Origin of the sequence: Micromonospora mirobrigensis (assembly GCF_900091555.1) — a bacterium.
GTDB classification, from domain to species: domain Bacteria; phylum Actinomycetota; class Actinomycetes; order Mycobacteriales; family Micromonosporaceae; genus Micromonospora; species Micromonospora mirobrigensis.
On record NZ_FMCX01000003.1, the window covers coordinates 265,490 to 280,660 of the forward strand.

Below are 15,171 nucleotides of genomic sequence, written 5' to 3' on the forward strand. Positions count from 1 at the left end.
CCGGCGCGGGCGGGCCGCCGGGCGGCACAGCCCTCCGGCGGCCTACCCACCGAACTGGAGCGTCAGGTGGAGGGGATCGGCCCGGCCCTCACCTGGTCCGGAGAGTGGCTGGCGGACTGGACGGGCAGCGACGAGAACTGGCCGGACGGCCGGTTGTGGCGAACACCACCGAACTCATCTGACCGATCGGTCAGCGTCTGACCGATCGGTCAGGCATGCTGGACGGCATGGCCAGAGCGGTGTCCGAGACCCACGACGAGATCCTCATCGCGGCCTCCCGGCGATTCGCCGTCACCGGCTACAAGGGCACCTCGTTGCAGGACATCGCCCGCGCCGTCGGCTGTTCCAAGGCCACCGTGCTCTACCACTTCGCCAACAAGGAAGCCCTGCTCGGCAAGCTGATGGCCCCGGCCATCACCGTGCTGGAGGCGCTCGACGCCCGGCTCGCCGGGCAGACCGGCGCCGCCGCCCAGCAGGTCGCCACCGAGGGCTTCGTCGACCTGGCGGTCCGCTTCCGGCGGGAGATCGCCCTGCTCCGCGGCGAGTTCCCCGACCTGCTCCAGCAGCCCGCCTTCGCGCACATCCAGCAGATCTCCGAACGCCTGGTCGACGCCTTCGCCGGCCACAGCGACCGGCCCGTCGCCCGGATCGCCGCCCTGGTGGTGCTCGCCGGGATCGCCGAGACCTGCGCCGAGTTCATCGACATCCCCGACGACGAGCTACGGCCGGCGCTGCTGGCCGTCGTGCGGCGGGCCGTCGAACCCGTCAGCTGACCCGTACCGACCCCGAGGACAAGGAAAGACTCCATGGCGACCCTGTTGTACCGGCTCGGCCGGGCCTCGTTGCGGCGGCGGCGACTCGTCGCCGTCACCTGGCTCGTCGTGCTCGTCGGCCTCGGCATCGCCGCGGCCACCCTGAAGGGCCCGACGGCGAGCAACTTCACCATGCCCGGCACCGAGTCGCAGCGGGCCATCGACCTGCTCGCCGACCGGTTCCCCGCGGCCAGCGGCGCCACCGGCACCATCGCCGTCAAGGCGCCGCAACCCGGTGGCCTGGTCACCCCCGAGGGTCAGGCCGTGGTCAAGCAGGTCACCCAGGAGGCGGCCACCCTGCCCGGCGTGGTCGGCGCCGTCGACCCGTACCAGGTCAAGGCGCTGAGCCAGGACGGCCGGTACGCGCTGATCCAGGTGCAGTTCGCCGGCCGGGCGGACGACGTCACCGACGAGCAGCGCGCCGCGTACGAGAAGGTCGGCGCGCAGGCCGAGGCGAAGGGCTGGCAGATCGCCCCCGGCGGTGAGGTGCTCAACTCGGAGCCCGAGGTCGGCTCCACCGAGGCCCTCGGTGTGCTGGTCGCCGCGATCGTCCTGGTGATCACCTTCGGCTCCCTGGTGGCGGCCGGGATGACCATGCTCAACGCGCTGATCGGCGTGGGCGTCGGCATGGCCGGCCTGTTCGCGCTCAGCGGCGCCGTCGAGCTGACCAGCACCGCGCCCATCCTGGCGCTGATGCTCGGCCTCGCCGTCGGCATCGACTACTCGCTGTTCATCACCTCCCGGCACCGGCAGAACCTGCTCGACGGGCTCACCCCGGAGGAGGCCGTCGGCCGGGCCGTCGGCACCGCCGGCTCCGCCGTGGTCTTCGCCGGCGCCACCGTGGTCATCGCGCTCGCCGGCCTCGCCGTGGTGGACATCCCGTTCCTCACCGTGATGGGTCTGGCCGCCGCCGGCACGGTCACCGTCGCCGTGCTGGTCGCCATCACCCTCGCCCCCGCGCTGCTCGGCTTCGCCGGCCGCCGGGTGCTGCCCCGCAGGCTGCGCGGCCGGGAGGCCGTCGAGTCGGACGGCACCGGCTCGGAGGACCGCTCCGGCTTCGGCTTCCGCTGGGCGAACTGGGTCACCCGGCTGCGGATCCCGGTGATCCTGGTCGGCCTGCTCGGCCTGGGGCTGCTCGCCCTGCCCGCGCAGGACATGCGGCTGGCGCTGCCGGACGCCGGCACCGCCCCGGAGGGCTCCGCCGCCCGGGTCAGCAACGACCTGATCAAGGAGGGCTTCGGCCCCGGCTTCACCGGCCGGCTCGCGGTGGTGGTCACCGCCGACTCGCCGCAGGCCACGCAGGCTGCCGTGCCGCAGGTGGCGGCGCTGATCCAGCGCACCGAGGGGGTGCTGGCGGTGGCCCCGCCGCAGCTCGACCCGACCGGGCGTACGGCCCTGCTCGGGGTCATCCCGAAGACCGGCCCGACCGACGCGGCCACCGAGACGCTGGTGCACGACATCCGGGACAACGTCGGCCGGATCGGCAACGCCGAGGTGCTGCTGACCGGCGTCACCGCGATCGGCATCGACGTGTCCGAGAAGCTCTCCGCCGCGCTCCCCGTCTATCTGCTGCTGGTCGTCGGGCTGTCGATCCTGCTGCTGATGCTGGTGTTCCGGTCGATCCTGGTGCCGGTCAAGGCCGCGCTGGGCTTCCTGCTCACGGTGGCCGCCACCTTCGGCATCACCGTGGCGGTCTTCCAGCAGGGCCACCTGGCCGGCCTGGTCGGGCTGGACACCCCGGGCCCGCTGATCAGCTTCCTGCCGATCCTGCTGATCGGCATCCTGTTCGGGTTGGCCATGGACTACGAGGTCTTCCTGGTCTCCCGGATGCGGGAGGACTTCGTGCACGGGGACACCGCCCGGCAGGCCACCATCAACGGGATGGGGCACGGCGCCCGGGTGGTCACCGCCGCCGCGCTGATCATGATCTCGGTCTTCGGCGGCTTCGTCTTCCTCGACGACCCGGTCATCAAGTCGATGGGCTTCGCGCTGGCCGTCGGCGTCGCGGTCGACGCGTTCATCGTCCGGATGACCATCGTGCCGGCGGTGATGTCGCTGCTGAACAACGCGGCCTGGTGGCTGCCGCGCTGGCTCGACCGGATCCTGCCCAACGTGGACGTCGAGGGCGAGGGCCTGCGCGCCCACCTCGCCGACCGCGAACCCGCCCAGGTGTGAACCCGGCGGAGGCCCCCTGCGGCGCAGGGGGCCTCCGCCCGTTCAGACCCCCGCCGGGTACGTCTCCATCTCGCCGAAGCCGCTCAGCGCCGGCAGCGGGTGCAGCGCGGTGGTCTCGTCGCACCAGACGAAGGCGTCGTAGCGGTCGGCGAGCCGGGTCGGCACGTAGTTGCCCCACGACTCGAAGCTGGGGTCGTAGACCACCCCGATCGCCCGGTGGTCGGCCTCGCCGGTGACCCAGCCGGGCTGGTCGGCGCCGCCGAAGACCAGCACCGCCCGATCGGGCATCAGCTCGTGCAGCCGTCGCTCGACCGAGCCTTCCCGGGCCGGCGGCACCACCATCGCCTCGGCCGGTGAGCCCCAGCGCGGCGCGGCGATCACCGTACCCCGGTAGCTGCCGAAGCCGACCAGCGCGACCGCCGCGTCGCCGTACCGCTCGCGGGCCAGCTGGCCGATGTTGATCATGCCGTCGGCGGCCATGTCGGTGGCCCGGGCGTCGCCCACGTGCGTGTTGTGCGCCCAGACGATGCCCCGGGCGTCCCGGCCGTACCGGTCGAGGAGGCGGTCCAGGGTGTCGGCCATGTGGATGTCCCGGATGTTCCACGACTCGGGGCCGCCGTGCACCATGGCCCGGTAGTAGCGCTCCGCGCCGGCGATCACCTCCGCGTTCTGCCAGGCCGAGAAGCGGTCCGGGCCGTCCGCGGCGGCCTGTTCCCGGGTACGCGCCAACAACCGGACCACCTCCTCCTCGCAGCGGGCGGAGACGAACCGGCTGGCCGCGCCGTACTCCTCGACCCGCTTGCCGTACGGCTCGAAGCACCGGTACGCGTCCTGCGCCGCCTCCAGCGAGGACGGGTCCTCCTCGCCGAGGTAGTCGAAGATGGCCTGCATCGAGTCCCAGAGGCTGTAGACGTCCAGCCCGTGGAAGCCGGCCCGCTCCCCCTCCGGCCGCTCCAGGTTCCAGGCCCGCAGCCAGCGGCAGAAGCGGGCCACCTCGGTGTTGGCCCACATCCAGGTCGGCCACCGCTGGATGCGTTCCAGGGCGGTCTGCGGGTCGGCCAGGCCGCCGGGCGCGCCGACCACCGAGCGGTGCACCCGGTCGCAGTCGGGCCAGTCCCCCTCCACGGCGACGAAGTCGAAGCCCTGCTCGGCGACGAGCCGCCGGGTCAGCTGCTCGCGCAACCGGTAGTAGTCGTAGGTGCCGTGCGTGGCCTCACCGATCATCACGATCCGGGCGTCCCGGACGCGCTCCAGCAACGGATCGAAGTCGCTCGGCGCGCCGAGCCGCTGAACCAGCATGCCGGGGGCTACCCGGCGGGTCGCCGGGCAAACCGCCGGCCGGGTCGGGCGGGCGGTGTGCCGGGCGGTGGAACGGGTAGCCGGGCGGCATGACCGTCACCGGCGTGCAGTTGCAGGAGTACCTGGCCGGGCTCGACTACCCGGTCTCCCGGGAGGACCTGGTCCGCTGGGGGCAGGAGAACGGGGCCAGCACCGAGCTGCTGCAGATGCTGCGGGCGCTGCCGGCCGAGCAGTTCGACGACCCGGCCGAGCTGCACGAGGCGCTCAACACCCTCGCCTGACCCGCTGTCCGACCCGTGGATCGCGGGCGTGCAGCAGCCGGAAGAGGACCAGCCACTGTTCCGGCCAGACCAGCCCGACCGGCGTGGTCGGGTCGATCCGGGCCGCACGCAACGCGCCGTCGACCCGGGCCCGGGGATGGGCCGTGCGCAGCGAGGCCGCGAGCGAGCCGCCGACCCCGCCGAACCCCAGCTCCACCATCCGCGCGTACGCCGGCAGCGCGGCCCGGGGCAGCAGCGGCTCGGGCCGGCGGTCGATCCGCAGGATGCCACCGTCGGCGCCCGGCACCGGCCGGAACGCGGTCCGGGGCACCCGGCCCGCCAACCGCCAGTGGTGTTCCGGCCAGGTCGACACGGTCAGCCGGCTCCACCGGCCGTGGTCGCCGGTGCGCTTGCGGGCGTAGTCGAGCTGGGTGAGCAGCGTCGCCGAGCGCAGCCCGGGCGCGGTGAGGCACCAGCGGACCACGGCGGCGGTCAGCGACCAGGGGATGTTGCCGACCACGGCGAACGGCTCGGCCGGCGGTTCGGCGGCGAGGAAGTCGGCGTGCCGGACGGTGACGTGCGGGTGGTCCCGGCGGACCAGGTCCAACTGGTCGAGGACGGCCGGGTCCACCTCGTACGCGACGAGCCGGCCGCAGCCGGCGGCGAGCGGCCGGGTGAGCTGCCCCCGGCCGGCGCCCACCTCCACGACCAGGTCGTCGGGGCCGGGTCGGGCCGCCCGGACCAGCCGGTCGACGGCGGTCGGGTCGGTGAGGAAGTTCTGGGACAGCACGCGCCGGGACCGGTCGCGGGCGGTGGTGGTACGGGTTCGGCGGGGCGCCACGGAGATCGTCCTGTCTGCCGCCGGGCGGCGGCGGTACGGACAGGCAGCGCGAAGCGGGGCCTGTCCGAGCGGATCGGGACTCGGACGACCCTGGAACGTCGACGGGAACGCGAAAGCGGGCGCGGCTGATCGCCCCGGCCCGGTCACGGGCAGGAGACCGACCGCGCGGCCCGGTCACGGGCGCGAGCTCACCGCCGGCCGGTCACCGGCACGGTCGGGCGATCGGTCGGGTCAGGCGCGCTGGGCGTCCCGGCCGGCCAGGGCCGGGCGCCGGATCCACGGGCGGGCCACCAGCAGGAGGCCCCGCGCGGCCGGCGCGGCGGCCACGTCGATCAGGGCATGCGTGAACATGCCCCGCACGCTAGCGGCCGCGCCGCCGCCCCGCGAGGGATTAACCACCGCTCGAGAGGCCACCCCCGCCCGAACGGCCTGAGTCGCCCACGCCCTCAGGTCCGTAGGCACCGAAGGGCCACCCGCTCGGCAGCCGGAGCGCCGGGCCCGGCGGCCCGGCGGGCCGGGTCAGACCTCGACGGTGCGGCCCTGGGCGCGGGCCACCTCGGCGGCCTGGAGCACCGCCACCACCTCACGGCCGAACCGCACGTCGCAGCGGTGGTCGCGGGTGCCGGCGTTGATCTCCTCCAGCAGCTGGTCGAGCGCCGTGGAGTACGCGGTCAGCGCGCTGCCGTCACCGGGCGGCACCACCTCGATGCCGTTCTCGCCGAAGAAGACGAAGTCCCGGGCGACCGCCGCGGGCGGCGCGTCCAGGGTCAGCGCCAACGAGCTGGTCGCCCCGCCGTCGTGGGTGAGCAGCAGGTGCACCAGACCACTCGGCCCGTCGACGGCGGCGACCCGGGTCACCCGGCCCAGCACCGGCAGCACCAGCGACAGCGCGTGCGGGCCGATGTCCCACAGCGCGCCCTTCTCGTGCCGCCAGCGGGAGTCGCCGTACGGGTTGCCGGGCTGGTAGATCGAGGCGAACTGGGTGCCTCGGGCGTGCTGCCAGCCACCCGCCGCAGCGGTGGCGGCGAGGAAGCCGGTGATGTTCGGGTGGAACCGCTGGGTGAAGAAGACCACCGAGGCGACCCCGCTCTGCTGCGCGGCGGCGACCACCCGGTCCGCGTCGGCGAGGCTGAGCGCCAGCGGCTTGTCCAGCAGCAGGTGTCGCCCGGCGGTGGCGGCCCGGAAGGCGATGTCGGCCTGCACGTCCGGCGGCAGGGCGACGGCGACCGCGTCGGCGGCGTCGATCAGGGCGTCCACGTCGTCGTAGGCCGGCACGCCGTGCCGGGCGGCCAGCTCGGCGGCCTTGTCCCGGTTGCGTCCCCAGACCCCGACCAGGGCGGTGGCCGGGTGCGCGCCGATGGCGGCGGCGTGCGTCTCCGCCGCCCAGTGACCGGTGCCGAAAAGACCGAACCGCAGCACGTGTACCCCCGCCTCGTCATGACGTCACGGCGACGCCGCGACGGGATCCACGCTAGCCGCCCCGCCCCGCCGACGCAGGCGACGGGGCCGACCCGCCAGGGCCCGCACGCCCGGCGACGCGGCCGACCCGTTCAGCAGGCGCCGCCGACGCGCGCCACGGCCACCGGGGCGACGGTGAGTACTACACCGGTTAGTAGGCTGTGCCGGTGACCGAGAACGGGACCGGAGTCCCCCGATGACCAGCGCGGCCGCGGCCGGCTCGCCGGTGGACGGGATCCTCGCGACGGCCGGCATCGTGCTGTCGCTCGTACTCGCGGTGTGGGCGCTGGTGGCGACGCTGCGGCACCGCGCCCCGGACCGCGTGCAGTTCGCCGGCCTGGCGGTGCTGGAGCTGCTGCTGCTCGCGCTGGCCGTGGTGGCGCTGGTCGCCGTCGGCGGTGGCGAGCGACCCGGCGAGCCGGGGGCCTTCTTCGGCTACCTGGTGACGCTGGTCTGCCTGCCGCCGCTGGCCTGGGTGCTGGCCCGGATGGAACCGACCCGCTGGGGTTCGGCGATCGTCTGCGCGGTCTGCCTGGTCACCCCGGTGGTCGTGGTCCGGCTCCAGCAGACCTGGGAGGTCGTCGGTGGTTGAGACGCGGGCCCCGGAGCGGGCCACCAACCGTGGGCCGGGCCGGCTGTTGATCGCGGTCTACATCCTCTTCGCGATCGCCGCCACCTCCCGTGCCGGCCTCCAGATCGCCACCAGGTTCGGCGAGGCGCCCGTGGCGTACCTGCTCTCCGCGGTGGCGGCGCTGATCTACATCGTGGCCGCGGTGGGGCTGGCCCGGTCCGGGCACGCCGGCCGGCGCACCGCCCTGGTGTGCTGCTCGGTGGAGCTGGTCGGGGTGGTCGCCGTCGGCATCCTCAGCCTCGTCGACAAGGAACTGTTCCCGGACGAGACGGTCTGGTCGCAGTTCGGCAGCGGCTACGGCTACATCCCGCTGGTGCTGCCGATCCTCGGTCTCGCCTGGCTCTGGCGCACCCGCAGCCACTCCTGACCGGCCCCACCGAGCGGGCCGCCCGGGTCAGTCCTTCGGGCCGCCGGCGACGTAGATGACCTGGCCGGAGACGAAGGACGCGCCCTCGCTGACCAGGAACGAGATGGTGTGCGCGACGTCCTCCGGCCGGCCGGGGCGGCGGACCGGGATCTCCCCGGCGGCGTGCTTCTGGAGATCCTCGAAGCTGACCTTCATCCGGGCGGCGGTCGCGGCGGTCATCTCGGTGACGATGAAGCCGGGCGCGACCGCGTTGACGGTCACCCCGAACGGGCCCAGCTCGATGGCGAGGGTCTTGGTGAAGCCCTGGAGGCCGGCCTTGGCCGCCGAGTAGTTCGCCTGGCCCCGGTTGCCCAGCGCGGAGGTGCTGGAGAGGTTGACGATCCGGCCCCACTTCCGCTCCACCATGTGCTTCTGCACGGCCTGGCTGAACAGGAACGAACCCCGCAGGTGCACGCCGAGGACGGTGTCCCAGTCGCCGTCGGTCATCTTGAACAGCAGGTTGTCGCGGAGCACCCCGGCGTTGTTGACCAGCACGGTGGGCGCGCCCAGCTCGGTGGCGACCCGCTCGACGGCCGCCTCGACCTGCGCCCGGTCGGCGACGTCCGCGCCGACGCCGAGGGCCCGGCCGCCGGCGGCGACGATCGCGTCCACCGTGTCCCTGGTGGCCGACTCGTCGATGTCGACCACGGCGACGGCCATCCCGTCGGCGGCCAGCCGGCGCGCGGTGGCGGCACCGATCCCGCGTGCCGCTCCGGTCACGATGGCGACCCGCTGCTGCTCCTCCGACATGATTACCTCCCGGTAACTTGTGGCTCGATCGAAGGAGCTTAACCCGCGGCGGAAAGTTCTCCTATACGAAACGATCTTGGCAGCGTACCGTCTCGTCGGTCCTCCGATCGATGTGCTTGCCCGGCGGCAATCAGCTGGTGGCAGGGGCAGCCGGAGGCGTCGCCGTCCCCTCAGGCGGCGACTGGATCAGTAGACGAGGCAAGGACGACAGCCCGTGAAGTTCCCCCACCCCCGCCGAGCCCGGCTCACCGCCGTGGTCTCCGCGGTCCTGGCGGCGACCGGAGGCACACCAGCCCTGGCCGCCGCCCCTGGCCCGGCCACCCAGCCCGGCCCGACGACCACCGCCCCCGCCGCACCGGCATCCGGCCGGTCCGTCCCACCCGGCACCCGATCGGTCACCCTGATCACCGGTGACGTGGTCACCACCCGGCGGACGGGCAACGGCGGCACCGTCGACACCCGACGCCCGGACGGCACCCCTTCCCCCGTACGCGTGGTGGAGTCCGGAGCCGACCTCTTCGTGTATCCCCAGGCCGTGCTCCCCTACCTGGCCGCCGGCACTCTCGACAAGCGGCTGTTCAACGTCACCGGCCTGATCGCCGACGGCTACGACGACGCGCACGTGGACCAGCTGCCGCTGATCGTGTCGTACGACGACGCGGCGGCCGGGCTGCGGACCACGACCGCACCCACCGGCGCGACGCGCACCCGGACCCTGAGCAGCATCAAGGGCGCCGCGTTGAGCGAGGACCGCCACCGGGCCGACGAGTTCTGGGCCGCGATCACCGCCGGGCGGTCCACCGCTAGATCGACCACCACCACCGGCGGCAGCGGACGCTTCGGCGGCGGGATCGCCAAGATCTGGCTGGACGGACGGGTGCACGCCGACCTCGCCGACAGCACCGCGCAGATCGGCGCCCCCGAGGTGTGGACCGGCGGCGACACCGGCGCGGGCGTACGCGTGGCCGTGCTGGACACCGGCATCGACGCCGGCCACCCGGACCTCGCCGACCGGATCGTCGAGTCGAGGGTCTTCGTGCCCGGCGAGGAGCTGACCGACCGTGTCGGGCACGGCACCCACGTCGCCTCCACCATCGCCGGTACCGGCGCGGCCTCGGACGGGCGGGAGAAGGGCGTCGCCCCCGACGCCCGGCTCGCGGTGGGCAAGGTGCTCAGCGACCAGGGCTACGGGTTGGACTCGTGGATCCTCGCCGGCATGGAGTGGGCGGTCCGGGACGCCGGCGCCACGGTGGTCAACATGAGCCTGGGCTCGAACCAGCCCAGCGACGGCACCGACCCGATCAGCCAGGCGGTCAACGCGCTCAGCGCCGAGACCGGTGCCCTCTTCGTCGTCTCCGCCGGCAACAACGGCGCCCCGGGCACCGTGAGCGCCCCGGGCGCGGCGGACGCCGCACTGACCGTCGGCGCGGTCGACAGCGCCGACCAGCTCGCCTACTTCTCCAGCCAGGGGCCGCGGACCAGCGACGAGGCCATCAAGCCGGAGCTGACCGCGCCCGGCGTCGGGATCCTCGCGGCCCGGTCGCAGTACTCGCCCGGCGAGGGCTTCTACGAGCGGCACGACGGCACCTCGATGGCCGCGCCGCACGTGGCCGGGGCCGCCGCCCTGCTCGCCGCGCGGCACCCGGACTGGACCGGCCAGCAGCTCAAGGACGCCCTGGTCAGCACGACCAGAGCCACCCCGCAGTACGACGCGTACCAGGCCGGCACCGGCCGGGTCGACGTCGCCGCGGCGGTAAGCGCCCCGATCGTCGCCACCGGCACCGTCTTCACCACCGTCGCATACGACACCGCGCGGGCGGGCGCGGTCAGGCACCCGGTGACGTTCACCAACACGACCGGGCAGCCGATCACGCTGGACCTTACGGTGGACGCCGCGACCGCGCCGGCCGGACTGTTCGGCCTGTCGGCGCCGCGGCTGACCGTACCCGCGTACGGCACCACCGCGGTCACCCTGACCACGGACACCTCCCGGGCCGGAGCGGGCCGCCGGTACACCGGGCAGCTCGTCGCCGCCGGGCCGGACGGGACGGTGCTGACCCGCACCGCGATCGGCGTCGGCACGTTCACCCCGTACCACCGGCTCACGCTGGTGCTGACCGACCGGGCCGGCAAGCCGGCCCCCGGCGTCATCGAGCTGGGCCAGCCGGGCAGCTACGGGCCGGACTTCGTCTCAACCGACCCCGACGGCACCGCCCAGCTGTACCTGCCCCAGGGCGTCTACTCGGCGATGAGCTTCCTCAACGTCACCGGCAGCCACGGACCGAACTCGCTCGGCCTGGCCCTGCTCGGCGACCCCGACATCGACCTGCGCGCGGACACCACGGTCCGGCTGGACGGGGCGGCGGCGCGGCGGGTCCGGTCGCAGGTGCCGCAGCCGGCCGCGGACACGTTCGCCCGGCTGGACTACTTCCGCGCCCAGGGGGACGGGCTCTGGCGCTCGTTCATCGAGGGCGGCGTCTTCTACGACAGCTTCTGGGCGCAGCCGACCAGCCATGACGTCACGCACGGCGACTTCTATGTCAGCGCCCGCTGGCGCAAGGAACAGCCGGTACTCAGCGTCGGCACCGCGAAGGTCGACTTCGACGACGTGGTCCGTCAGCAGGGCACCACCCAGCTGCCGAAGGGGAGCTGGACGCTGCCCGCCGTGTACGCCGGCAACGGCGCGGCGAGTGACTACGCCGACCTGGACGCCCGGGGCAAGGTGGTGGTGGTCCGGCACAACTGGGACGTCAGCGACACCACGCAGGCCGCCGCGGCGACCGCCGCCGGGGCGAAGCTGATGCTGGTGGTGAACGACTACCCGTGGCGGGAGGTGCGCGACTACCGGTCCGACTTCTTCACCCCCACCCCCATCGAGGTGGCGCTGCTCAGCAGGGACGAGGGCGAGGCACTGATCGCGCAGATCCAGCAGGGGAGAACGAGGATCACGGTGGCGTCGCAGCCGGTCGCCGACTACCTGTACGACCTGGTCCAGGCGTACCACAACCGGATCCCCGCCGAGCTGACCCGGACCGAGACCACGAAGACGCTGGCCCGGGTCGACGTCGGCTTCACCTTCCCCGCCGGGCGGGCCCGGGGCGGCGAGTTCCGGTTCGACTGGGAGTCGTACTCGAACTGGGGCATCGGGCGGACCAGCAACCGCCCCCTCGCCCCGGTCCGCACCGACTGGCTGTCCACCGGCGACCTGTACCTGTGGGGTCAGGAGGCGTACGCCGAGGCCGGCACGTACCAGATCGACACCCGGGCCGGCTACCGGGCCGGCAGCAGCGGCACCGAGGAGTTCTTCGAGCCGATCGAGCGACCGCACCTGAACAACAACTTCAAGCTGCCCGTGCGCTCCGGCGACACGCTCAGCCTCGACGTACCGGGTTGGGGCGGGGCCGACCACGTCGGCATGACCCTGATCGGCGCCGTGCAGACCAACGAGCTGTACCAGGGGGACACCCTGCTCGGCCAAAGCAGCAGCACCTGGATCAGCGGCACCGCGCCGGCGGCGGGCGAGCTGCCGTACCGGCTGGTCACCCGGACCAGCCAGGACCCGACCGCCGGGCCCTACTCGACCAGCACCCGGACGGAGTGGACGTTCCGCTCGGCGGCACCGGCCGCCGGGGTGGAGTCGAGCGTGCTGCCGCTGCTGCAGCTCGACTACTCGGTCGACACCGACGCCGCCGGCACCGCGAAGGGCGGCACCGCGCTGACCGTGTCCGCCGCACCGCTGCCCGGGGTGGCTGGTGCCGGCATCGGGCCGGTCACGCTGGAGACCTCGTACGACGACGGCGCGCACTGGTCGACGCAGTCGCTCGACTCCTCGGCGGGCGCCTGGACGGCGAACCTGCGGGCGCCGAAGGGCGCGACACACGTGTCGCTGCGGGCGAGCGCCGCGGACGGCGCGGGCAACTCGGTCGTCCAGACCGTGATCCGCGCCTTCGGCGTGCGCTGATCGTCGCGGGACGTCCGGCCGGCGCCGACCGGCCGGACGTCCCGCGTGACCGGGGACCGCGCCGGCCCGGCACCGATCGACGGTGCCGGGCCGGATGCGGGTCGGGTCAGCGCGACCAGCTGCGGCAGAGCCGGATCCAGCGGTAGCCGTGCCCGGCGAGCTTCAACCGGTCCAGCTTGCCCACCTCGTCGTAGCCCCGGTCGGAGAGCACGTCTATCGGCAGGTCCGCCTCGGACTCCAGGGTGCTCAGGTCCACCTCGACGTCCTCGGTGCCCAGGTTGTGCAGGAAGACCATCGTGCCGGTGGGACCGTCGGCCCGGTGCGCCAGCACCCCGGCCGGCATCGGCACGTCGATGTGGGTGGTGGTGCCGGAGCCGACCTCCGGGGCCTCCCGCAGGGTACGGATCATCCGCTCGAACCAGCCGAGCAGCGACCGTGGGTCCTTGCGCTGGGCGGTCACGTTCACCTTGTCGTACGCGAAGTCGCCCTTGTCGATCACCGGGCGGACCAGCTTCTCCGGCTCGGCGGTGGAGAAGCCGCCGTTCGGCTGGTACGACCACTGCATCGGGGTACGGATCGCGTCCCGTCCCTTGAGCGACAGGTCCTCGCCCATGCCGATCTCCTCGCCGTAGCGGAGCACCGGCGTGCCGCGCAACGAGAACTGGAGGGCGTACGCGAGCTCGATGTGCCGGCGGTCGTTGCCGAGCATCGGGGCCAGCCGGCGCCGGATTCCCCGGCCGTAGAGCTGCATCTCCTCGTCCGGGCCGAACTTCGCCAGCACGTCGTTGCGCTGGTCGGCGGTGAGCCGGGACAGGTCGATCTCGTCGTGGTTGCGTAGGAAGGTCGCCCACTGGCCGCCGGTGGGCAGCTTCGGGGTGTCCCGCAGCGCGTCGATGATCGTCTCCGGGTCCTCCCGGGCCAGGGCGAGCATCAGCCGGCCGTTGAGCATGAAGTCGAAGAGCATGTGGATCCGGTTGCCCGACCCGCTGCCGTCACCGAAGTAGACCGGGAGCTGGTCCGGCTCGACGTTCGCCTCGGCCAGCAGGACCGCGTCGCCGCGCCGCCACTGCACGTGCTGGCGCAGCTCGGTGAGGAACTCGAAGTCCTTCGGGGAGTTGCCGTTGCCCGGCTCGGTCTCCTCGATGATGAACGGCACCGCGTCCATCCGGAAGCCGGAGACACCGAGCTGGAGCCAGAACGAGGTGATCTTCTTGATCTCCTCGCGGACCTTCGGGTTGGTGATGTTCAGGTCCGGCTGGAACTTGTAGAACCGGTGGTAGTACCACGCCTTGGCGGTCCGGTCGTAGCTCCACGTCTCGTGCTGCTCGCCGGGGAAGACCATGCCCTGGTACCGGTCGGCGGGTTCCTCGTCGGCCCAGACGTACCAGTCCCGGTACGGCGAGTCGGGCGAGGAGCGGGCGGACTGGAACCAGGGGTGCTGGTCGGAGGTGTGGTTGACCACCAGGTCGATGATCACCCGGATGCCCCGGTTCTGTGCCTGGTGCAGCAGCTCGGCGAAGTCCCCCAACGTGCCCAGCCGCGGGTCGACGTTGTAGAAGTCGGTGGCGTCGTACCCGTCGTCCTTGTTCGGCGACGGGTGGATCGGGTTGAGCCAGATGCAGGTCACCCCCAGCCGCGCCAGGTAGTCGAGCCGGCCGATGAGGCCACGGATGTCACCGACCCCGTCGCCGTCGGAGTCCGCGTACGTGTCGATGTCGAGGCAGTAGACGACCGCCTCGGAGTACCACCTGTCGCCCATGCCCGAGTAACTTCTCCGATCGCCCCGATCGGCAAACCCGGGGCCGCCGGGGACGGTCCGCCGCCGGCCCCGGCCGTATGGTGTCGGCATGGTCGACAAGGAGCAGGCCGGGCGCCCGGTGGACTGGGACGAGGGCCGGTGGCTGCACCAGCCGATTCGGGTGGAGCGGACCGGCGAGGGCCACCTGCTGGTGGATCCCGGGCCGGAGACCGACATGTGGCGGCACACCGGCTACGGCTTCGTGCACGACAACGGCCCGGCGCTGCTCGCCCCGCTGCCCGGCGGAACCGCGGTCGAGGTGAGCTTCGTACTCGACTACACCACGCAGTTCGACCAGGCCGGCGTGCTCGTCCACGTGGACGAGCGGAACTGGGTGAAGACCGGGGTGGAGCTGAGCGACGGGCTGCCCCAGCTCGGGGCGGTGGTGACCCGGGAGCTGTCGGACTGGTCGCTCGCCCCGGTGCCGGAATGGTCCGGGCGGGAGGTCACCGTCCGGGTCAGCCGGGCCGGGGACGCGCTGACCGTCCGGGCCCGGGCCGACGACGAGCCGTGGCGGCTGGTCCGGCTCGCTCCGCTACCGCCGCAGGCGGCGGCCTCGGCGGGACCGTTCTGCTGCGCACCGAGCCGGGAGGGCCTGACCGTCCGCTTCACCGGCTGGCGCACCGGCCCGGCGGACGCGGAGCTGCACCCGGAGGGCTGACCGGGCGGCCGGCGGGCCGGGGGGCTGAGCGGGTGATCAGTGTGCCGGCTCACCGGCAGGTGTGCGCGGCCGGTTGGCGGGTACCACCATCCGATCCCCGCCGGTCAACGGAAGGACGC

11 protein-coding genes and 1 pseudogene are annotated in these 15,171 nt (G+C 73.4%); 7 read left to right on the top strand and 5 right to left on the bottom strand.

Annotated features, from left to right (window positions below):
• The first annotated feature begins 227 nt into the window (after positions 1–227).
• Complete coding sequence (locus GA0070564_RS12385) at positions 228–773, top strand: TetR/AcrR family transcriptional regulator (RefSeq protein ID WP_091609106.1); 546 nt, start codon at positions 228–230, stop codon at positions 771–773.
• Positions 774–806: 33 nt separating this feature from the next.
• Positions 807–2,987: an MMPL family transporter gene (locus GA0070564_RS12390; protein WP_091607949.1), complete on the top strand. Its 2,181-nt coding sequence runs from the start codon at positions 807–809 to the stop codon at positions 2,985–2,987.
• A 42-nt stretch (positions 2,988–3,029) separates the two neighbouring features.
• Here GA0070564_RS12390 and GA0070564_RS12395 read toward each other — a convergent pair whose 3' ends face one another.
• A complete protein-coding gene (locus GA0070564_RS12395; RefSeq protein WP_091607952.1) occupies positions 3,030–4,286 on the bottom strand; it encodes an erythromycin esterase family protein in 1,257 nt (418 codons plus the stop codon).
• 89 nt (positions 4,287–4,375) lie between these two features.
• On the opposite strand from GA0070564_RS12395, the gene GA0070564_RS12400 reads away from it, so the two are divergent.
• A complete protein-coding gene (locus tag GA0070564_RS12400; protein ID WP_091607956.1) occupies positions 4,376–4,567 on the top strand; it encodes a DUF2795 domain-containing protein in 192 nt (63 codons plus the stop codon).
• Here GA0070564_RS12400 and erm read toward each other — a convergent pair.
• Positions 4,551–5,387, bottom strand: a complete 837-nt coding sequence (gene erm, locus GA0070564_RS12405; protein ID WP_091607960.1) for an ErmE/ErmH/ErmO/ErmR family 23S rRNA (adenine(2058)-N(6))-methyltransferase — start codon at positions 5,385–5,387, stop codon at positions 4,551–4,553. The two genes, GA0070564_RS12400 and erm, sit on opposite strands and share 17 nt — an antisense overlap.
• Before the next feature lie 519 nt (positions 5,388–5,906).
• The gene (locus GA0070564_RS12410; RefSeq protein ID WP_176730654.1) at positions 5,907–6,806 is read right to left on the bottom strand and encodes a Gfo/Idh/MocA family protein; all 900 of its coding nucleotides are present in this window, start codon (positions 6,804–6,806) and stop codon (positions 5,907–5,909) included.
• A gap of 235 nt (positions 6,807–7,041) precedes the next feature.
• Here GA0070564_RS12410 and GA0070564_RS12415 point away from each other — a divergent pair, with 235 nt between their 5' ends.
• Complete coding sequence (locus GA0070564_RS12415; protein WP_091607965.1) at positions 7,042–7,437, top strand: hypothetical protein; 396 nt, start codon at positions 7,042–7,044, stop codon at positions 7,435–7,437.
• Positions 7,430–7,898 (top strand): annotated as a pseudogene (locus GA0070564_RS12420) (hypothetical protein). The gene GA0070564_RS12415 and the pseudogene GA0070564_RS12420 overlap by 8 nt, the downstream one beginning before the upstream one ends.
• Here GA0070564_RS12420 and fabG read toward each other — a convergent pair.
• Entirely contained in the window at positions 7,871–8,632 is a 762-nt protein-coding gene (gene fabG / locus GA0070564_RS12425; protein WP_091607973.1) for a 3-oxoacyl-ACP reductase FabG, read from the bottom strand. The pseudogene GA0070564_RS12420 and the gene fabG overlap by 28 nt on opposite strands.
• Before the next feature lie 214 nt (positions 8,633–8,846).
• Here fabG and GA0070564_RS12430 point away from each other — a divergent pair, with 214 nt between their 5' ends.
• Positions 8,847–12,593: a S8 family serine peptidase gene (locus tag GA0070564_RS12430; protein ID WP_218104924.1), complete on the top strand. Its 3,747-nt coding sequence runs from the start codon at positions 8,847–8,849 to the stop codon at positions 12,591–12,593.
• A 106-nt stretch (positions 12,594–12,699) separates the two neighbouring features.
• Here the strand turns inward: GA0070564_RS12430 and GA0070564_RS12435 are convergent, their stop codons facing one another.
• Positions 12,700–14,352 carry an alpha-amylase family protein gene (locus GA0070564_RS12435; RefSeq protein ID WP_091607975.1) on the bottom strand — a complete coding sequence of 551 codons (1,653 nt, stop codon included), beginning with the start codon at positions 14,350–14,352 and terminating at the stop codon, positions 12,700–12,702.
• Positions 14,353–14,440: 88 nt separating this feature from the next.
• Between GA0070564_RS12435 and GA0070564_RS12440 the strand changes: the two genes are divergently transcribed.
• A complete protein-coding gene (locus GA0070564_RS12440; RefSeq protein ID WP_091607980.1) occupies positions 14,441–15,052 on the top strand; it encodes a DUF1349 domain-containing protein in 612 nt (203 codons plus the stop codon).
• The last annotated feature ends 119 nt before the right edge of the window (positions 15,053–15,171 follow it).